A 7,071-nucleotide genomic window follows, 5' to 3' on the forward strand; every position below is an offset into this window, starting at 1 on the left:
CGAGAGCTACCTCGCTGGCCTCCGCCTTCGCGGCGCGATGATCTGGCTCAAAGACCTCACCAAGCCCGCCCCTTGATCACGACCGAATACGCTCCCTAGCGGTCCACGGGAGGCAGGGCGGCGGCGCGCAGGTCCAGGCCGTATCGCTCGAAGCGGGTGCCGTCCTCGCCGTGCGCGGGCCCGCTGCGGGTGAACCCCGCCCGCAGGGCGACCGCGGCGGAGGCCGGGTTCTCCGGCTCGACCTGGATGACGGCTTCCGTCCCGCCCTCGCCCGCCGCGTACCGGGACGCCAGCAGAACCGCCCGGGTGGCCAGGCCGCGCCCCCGCCAGGGCGGGTAGAGCCCGTAGGCGACGTTCACCTGCCCGGGCGCCAGTCCCGCACCGGCGAACCGCAGGTCGACCGTGCCCGCGAGCACCTCCTCGGCGCCCGCCCGGATGCCGAACGCACGCAGCGGCCCGGCGGTGTCCCACTGCTCCCGGCAGTGCCGGACGTACGCTTCGACACCCTCCCGCGTACCGGGACCTCCGTTGAGCCAGCGGACGAGCAGCTCGTCCTCCCCCGCGAGGTGCGCCCGCACGTCGTCCGGGCGCAGCGGGGACAGGGTGACGACCCCGTCGGACAGCCTCACTTCACGCATCCCGCGATTCTCGACGCCGGAACCGCACAGCACCACCGGATTCTGTGCGGCGCCCCTCAGCCGAGGACGAGTTCGCGCTCGACGGAGGACCCGTCGCCCGGGACGGGGACGGAGCGGCCGCTGCGGGTGAAGCCGATCTTCCGGTAGAAGGCCTCGGCCCGCTGGTTGTCCTGGTGCACGTAGAGGCGGACGCGGGAGACCTTCGGCTCGTCGAGCTCGTGGGCGAACGCGATCGCCGCGTCGAACAGGGCCCGGGCCAGGCCGGTGCCGCGCTGCTCGGGGCGGACGAACACGCCCACCAGGTGGGCCTGGTCGACGTCGGTCGGGGCGCCGAGGGCGTCCGCGTGGCCGGCCCGCTCGATCAGCACCGTCACCGATCCGTCCCAGCCGCCGTCCGCCCGCTCGGCGACGAACTGCTGCGCGACCGTCTCGCCGCGGGAGCCGGCCGCCCGCTCCTGCCGGTGCTCGTCCGGCCTGGCGGCGGCGTTGTCGTACGTGTCCAGGAAGGCGATCCCCGCCACCGGGTCCCGCAGGGCCGCCAGCCGCAGTTCCTTGACCTGTCGCCAGTCCTCGCCGGTCACGGCTCGTATCACGTGGTCCATGGACGGATCATGGGCGGGCCCGGGGGCCTGGGCAAGCGGTTTTCGGGCGGCCGCGCAATCCGCTCGCCCCGGCCCGGGCCCGTCCGGGAGGATGGCGGCTCCTGGCACCGGAACGGGAGGCTCCGTGCGCACCCCCTCCTACTACTTCGACCTGGCCGGGACCTCGCGGGACCCCGCGGTCCTGCGCGAACTGGCCGGATCGGAGTACCCGTTCGTCCGGCAGGCGGTGGCGGCCAATCCGTGCACGCGGGCCGACGCGCTGTTCGCCCTCGCCGCCCGCTGCCGCGACGCCCCGGCCGAGCACGGCCCGTGGAACGCCAACGCCCTGCTCCTCCTGCTGGCCGAACATCCGGCGGCGGACCGCCCCACCCTGCTGGCCGTCCTGAACGCCACCGCCGCCCGCCTCACCGCCGCCGCCCGCCCGTACGCCGCCGTACTGGCCCTGGCGGGACGCCCGGAGCTGCGACCGGCAGAACTGCTCCCCCTCGGCCGCCTCCCCGGCGCCTCCGCCCGCCTGCGCGGCGGCCTGCACCGGACGCTGGCCGGCCGGGCGGACGGAGACTGACCGGGGGCCCGGGGCCGGTCTGGGGGCTCGGGGCCGGTCCGGGGAGGGCCGGTCAGGGGCGGCCGTGGAGCAGGACGGGGAGTTCGCGCGGGCCGTTGGAGATGAAGGACTCGACCGGGCGCAGTTCGTCGGCGGGGACGGCGAGGGCGAGGTCGGGGAAGCGGTCGAAGAGGGCGGCGAGGGCGATCCGGGATTCGAGGCGGGCGAGTTCGGCGCCGAGGCAGTAGTGGATGCCGTGGCCGAAGGAGAGGTGGTCGCGGCGGGTGGCCCGGGTGTGGTCGTACTCGGCGGCGTCGGCGCCGTGCAGGTCGGTGTCGCGGCCGGTGGCGAGGAAGTTGACGACCAGCAGGTCGCCGCGGGCGAAGGTGAGGCCGGTGGCCTCGTCGTGGATGTCCTCGACGGCGAAGCGCGGGAGGATGTTGGCGACCGGCGGCTGGTGGCGCAGGGTCTCCTCGACGGCGTCGGTCCAGCGCTCCGGGTCGGTGCGGACCCGGTCGAGCTGGTCGGGGTGGGTGAGGAGCTGGACGACGGCGCTGCCGAGCAGGTTGACGGTGGTCTCGTGGCCGGCGCCGATGAGCAGCAGCAGGCTGTCGAGGAGTTCGCGTTCCTCGAGGGTGGTGCCGGTCTCCTCGTCGCGGGCCTGGATCAGGGCGCTGGTGACGTCCTCGCCGGGGTTCTTGCGCTTGGCCTCGACCAGCAGGGCGAGTTGGACGTAGACGGCCTCGCCGTTGCGGACGGACTCCTCGGGGCCGGTGCCGGTCTCGAAGAGCCGGCCGACCGTGGAGCGGAACGCGTCGTGCATCTCGTCGGGCACGCCGAGCAGGGTGTTGACCACCATCAGCGGGAGCACCCAGGTGAATTCGGCGCGCAGGTCGACGGTGCGGCCGGGCGGGTGGGCGGCGAGGCGGTCGAGCAGGTCGGCGGCGATCCGTTCGATCCGGGGGGCGAGGGCGCGGATCCGGCGGGCGGTGAAGGCGGGGCCGATCAGGCGGCGCAGCCGGCCGTGCTCGTCGCCGTAGGCGGTGAGGGCGTTGCGGACGTCGGTCCACATCCGCAGCTGCCAGTCGGCGGGTATCTCGCCGGCCAGGTCGGCGGTCCAGTGCCGGTGGGCGTCCTTGGAGACCCGGGGGTCGGTGAGCAGGCGCTTGATCAGGGCGGGGTCGGTGACGGACCAGGCGGGGACGCCGCCGGGGAGTTCGATGGGCGCGGCCGGGCCGGTGGCGCGCAGGGCGGCGGTCTCGCCGTGCAGGTCGGTGCCGACCGGGTCGAGTCGGTACGGGCAGCGCTGAGTGTCCATCAGGTGGCCTCTCCGGTACAGGGGTTGCTCCTCGGTGCACCGGCCGGACCGCCCTGTGCGGACGGCCCGGCCGGATGATCGTTTCGGACTGTACCTGTCACCCTGCGCCGCCGTACCCGGTTTTCCGACGCGCCCGCCCCGCCCCCGGCCCGCCCCGCCGGCCTTGAGCCGACCTCGGCCCGGACTCGGCCCGGACTCGGCCCGACCTGGCACCCGCCTCGGGCGCGTGTCGGGTCCACCTGAAGGCCCGTCCGAAGACCTGCCCGAGGGACCGCCTGAAGGCCCGCCCGAAGACCCGACTGGAACCGGTCCGTCCGGCCCCGCGCGTCAGTACCGGACGACCCGGGTCTCCCCCGCGGGCACCGCGAGCACGTCCCGGACGTCCGCCCCGGTGAGGAGTTCGGTGCCGGGCCCGGCCAGCGGGAGGTCCGCGGCGGCGGGGCCGTGGTTGACGGCGAAGAGGTACCGGCCGTGCTCGCCGACCCGTTCGACCACCTCGAGGTCGTGCGGGAGCCGGCGTTCGGGCAGGCCGGCCTCGGCGGCGGCGGCGCGCAGCACCCGGGCCAGTCCGTCGTCGTCGAGGCGGGCGGAGACGTACCAGGCCCGGCCCGAGCCGAGGGCGTGCCGGGTGACGGCGGGTCCTCCGGCGGTGGGGCCGTCGGCGTAGTGCCAGAGCGTCTCGGCGCCTTCGGGCAGCACGAACTCGGTCCACGCCTCGGCCCGCAGCGGCGGCTGCCCGTCGCCCTCCAGCCGGACGGCGGCGCCGGCCCGCAGCGGGGCGAACTCCTCGACGGTGAGGCCGAGGACCTCGCGCAGCGCGCCGGGGTGCGGGCCGGGGTGGACGGTGTCGTGCTCGTCGACGATGCCGGAGAAGCAGGAGACGACCAGGGTGCCGCCGTTCTCGACGTACTGGCGCAGGTTGCGGCCGGCGGCCTCGGTGGTGAGGTAGAGGGCGGGGGCGACGACCAGCGGGTAGCGGCTCAACTCGGCTTCGGGGTGGGCGAAGTCGACGGTGAGGTGGGCGTCCCAGCTCGCGGTGTACCAGGCTTCGGCGCGTTCGCGGGCGTCGAGGTCGACGCTGGGGCGCCACTCGAGGCGCTGGGCCCACCAGGACTCCCAGTCCCAGAGCATCGCGGCGTCGGCCTGCACCAGGCTGTCGCGGATCTCCGCGAGCTTGCCCAACTCCTGTCCGAGCGCGACGACTTCGCGCCAGATCCGGCTGTTGGTGCCGGCGTGCGGGAGCATCGCGGAGTGGAACTTCTCGGCGCCGGAGCGGGAGGCCCGCCACTGGAAGAACATCGCGCCCTCGGAGCCGCGGGCGACGTGCGCGAGGCTGTTGCGGGCGAGTTCGCCGGGGCGCTTGACGAGGTTGCGGGGCTGCCAGTTGACGGCGCCGGTGGAGTGTTCGAGCAGCAGCCAGGGGCGGCCGCCGGCGACCGAGCGGGTGAGGTCGGCGGCCATGGCGAGGTTGATCTGGCTGCGCGGGTCCTCGGCGACCAGGTAGTGGTCGTTGGCGACCAGGTCGACCTCGCGGCCCCAGGCCCAGTAGTCCATGGACTGGCACTGGCTGAGCGCGGTCATGAAGTTGGTGGTGACCGGGATGCCGGGGGCGAGGCGGTGCAGCAGGTCGCGTTCGCGCTTGAAGTTGGCGAGGACCGCGTCGTTGGTGAACCGGGCGTAGTCGAGCTGCTGGGCGGGGTTGCCCGCGGTGGGGGTGAGCCGGGGCGGCTGGACGTCGTCCCAGCGGGTGTAGCGCTGGCCCCAGAACGCGGTGCCCCAGGCGGAGTTGAGCTCCTTGAGGGTGCCGTAGCGCTCGCCCAGCCAGCGCCGGAAGTGGGCGGCGGACTCGTCGCAGTAGCAGTCGCTGACCGGGACGCCGTACTCGTTGTGGACGTGCCACAGGGCGACGGCGGGGTGGGTGCCGTAGCGGCGGGCGAGCTGTTCGGTGATGGCGGCGGCGGCGTGCTGGTAGGCGGGCGAGCTGTGGCAGATCGCGCCGCGGGAGCCGAACGCGTAGCGGGTGCCCTCGCGGGTGACGGGGAGCGCCTCGGGGTGGTCGCGGTAGAACCAGGCGGGCGGGACGACGGTGGGGGTGGCCAGGTCGGCCCGGATGCCGTGGGCGTGCAGCAGGTCGAGCAGGCGGTCGAGCCAGCCGAACTCGTACTGGCCGCGCTCGGGTTCGAGCAGGGCCCAGGAGAAGATCCCGACGCTCACCATGGTGACCCCGGCTTCGCGCATCAGCCGGACGTCCTCGGCCCAGACCTCCTCGGGCCACTGCTCGGGGTTGTAGTCGCCGCCGTAGGCGAGCGGGTCGAGTCCGAGCGGGCGGGGGTACCGCGGGTGATCCATGGGAGGCTCCATCGCGAAGAACTGTGAACGTGCACACCCTAACCGGTCCCGGGTGTCGCTTTGTCTCGCCCAGATAACCGTACGACCTCAGGGATTGACAAGTGTCTCCCGGGTTTCCGTACTGTGAACGTGCACAACAGCGGACCGGGCCTCTCACCGGCCGCTTCGTCGCAGGCACCGCTCCCCCGGGCGGGCCGCCGCGCACCCCCTCGCCCGGCGGCCGACGCCCGGCCCCTCACTCGACATTCCGTGATCCCCGGGAGGATCCATGCACCGTCGCCTCGCCCTCGCCGCGGCCGCCGCCCTGTGCGGCACGCTCGTGCTGTCCGCGTGCTCGTCCGACGGCGGTTCCGGTGGTGCCGGCGGCTCCGCCGGGGCGGCCTCCGGTCCGGTGAAGCTGACCTTCTGGTCCTGGGCGCCGAACATGGACAAGGTCGCCGAGGTCTGGAACCAGGCGCACCCGGACATCCAGGTCAGCGTGCTCAAGCAGGCCGGCGGCGACGACCTGGTCACCAAGACCATCACCGCCGCGAAGGCCGGCAACGCCCCGGACCTGATCCAGGCCGAGTACCAGGCGCTGCCGACGCTGGTCTCCAACGACGTGCTGGCCGACATCGCCAAGCAGGCGGGCGGCGCGAAGGCGCAGTTCGCGGACGGCGTGTGGAAGCAGGTCACGCTCGGCTCGGACGCGGTGTACGCGGTCCCCGAGGACACCGCGCCGCTGGCCTTCTACTACCGGCAGGACCTGTTCGAGCAGTACGGCCTGAAGGTCCCCACCACCTGGGACGAGTTCGCCGCCACCGCCCGCGCGCTGAAGCAGAAGGCCCCGGACAAGGCGCTGACCACCTTCTCCGCCAACGACCCGGGCCTGTTCGCGGGCCTGGCCCAGCAGGCCGGCGCGAAGTGGTGGACCGTCGCGGGCGAGAGCTGGAAGGTGGCGATCGACGACGCCGCCACCAAGAAGGTCGCCGACTTCTGGTCCGGCCTGGTCAAGGACGGCTCGGTCGACAACCAGCCGATGTACACCCCGGCCTGGAGCAAGGCGCTCAACGACGGCACCCAGATCGGCTGGGTCTCGGCGGTGTGGGCGCCGGGCGTGCTGACCAGCTCGGCGCCGGACACCAAGGGCAAGTGGGCGGTGGCCCCGCTGCCGCAGTGGGAGGCGGGCGCCTCGGTGACGGGCAGCTGGGGCGGCTCGGCCACCGGCGTGACCACCGGCGCCGTGAAGTCCGGGCACGCCGACGCGGCCGCCAAGTTCGCCACCTGGCTGAACACCGACCCGCAGGCGCTGGCCGCGCTGGTGCAGCAGGTCAACATCTACCCGGCGGCGACCTCGGCCCAGACCGGCAGCCTGCTGTCGGCCGCGCCGGAGTTCTTCCCGAACCAGCCGGACTTCTACGCCAAGGCCGCGGAGATCGCCAAGGGCACCGCCCCGGCCGCCTGGGGCCCGAACGTGAACGTGGCGTACTCGGCGTTCAAGGACGCCTTCGGCAAGGCGGCGCAGGACAAGGGCGACTTCGGCGCGGCGCTGTCGACGATGCAGCAGTCCACCGTCGAGGACCTGAAGAAGAACGGCTTCAAGGTCGGCTGACCCCCGCCCCGCCCCGGGCCCCCGGGCCC

Annotated in this window: 6 protein-coding genes; 2 read left to right on the forward strand and 4 right to left on the reverse strand. The window is 74.0% G+C overall.

Features of this window, described 5'->3' with window-relative positions; all coding sequences use genetic code 11:
- Window positions 1–95: 95 nt before the first annotated feature.
- Window positions 96–638, reverse strand: a complete 543-nt coding sequence (locus IH44_RS0138320) for a GNAT family N-acetyltransferase (protein WP_035957621.1) — start codon at window positions 636–638, stop codon at window positions 96–98.
- Between the two features lie 56 nt (window positions 639–694).
- Complete coding sequence (locus tag IH44_RS0138325; protein ID WP_030464480.1) at window positions 695–1,240, reverse strand: GNAT family N-acetyltransferase; 546 nt, start codon at window positions 1,238–1,240, stop codon at window positions 695–697.
- Between the two features lie 124 nt (window positions 1,241–1,364).
- On the opposite strand from IH44_RS0138325, the gene IH44_RS47520 reads away from it, so the two are divergent.
- Window positions 1,365–1,805, forward strand: coding sequence for a hypothetical protein (locus tag IH44_RS47520; protein WP_030464481.1), 441 nt, complete (start codon window positions 1,365–1,367; stop codon window positions 1,803–1,805).
- A gap of 52 nt (window positions 1,806–1,857) precedes the next feature.
- On the opposite strand, the gene IH44_RS0138335 is transcribed toward IH44_RS47520, so the two are convergent.
- On the reverse strand, window positions 1,858–3,102 hold the full coding sequence (locus tag IH44_RS0138335; protein ID WP_030464482.1) for a cytochrome P450: 1,245 nt from the start codon (window positions 3,100–3,102) through the stop codon (window positions 1,858–1,860).
- Between the two features lie 327 nt (window positions 3,103–3,429).
- Complete coding sequence (locus tag IH44_RS0138340; protein WP_030464483.1) at window positions 3,430–5,451, reverse strand: beta-galactosidase; 2,022 nt, start codon at window positions 5,449–5,451, stop codon at window positions 3,430–3,432.
- 268 nt (window positions 5,452–5,719) lie between these two features.
- Here IH44_RS0138340 and IH44_RS0138345 point away from each other — a divergent pair, with 268 nt between their 5' ends.
- Complete coding sequence (locus IH44_RS0138345; protein ID WP_030464484.1) at window positions 5,720–7,042, forward strand: extracellular solute-binding protein; 1,323 nt, start codon at window positions 5,720–5,722, stop codon at window positions 7,040–7,042.
- The last annotated feature ends 29 nt before the right edge of the window (window positions 7,043–7,071 follow it).

The sequence above is a fragment of the Kitasatospora sp. NRRL B-11411 genome, assembly GCF_000721345.1.
Taxonomy (GTDB): domain Bacteria; phylum Actinomycetota; class Actinomycetes; order Streptomycetales; family Streptomycetaceae; genus Kitasatospora; species Kitasatospora cineracea.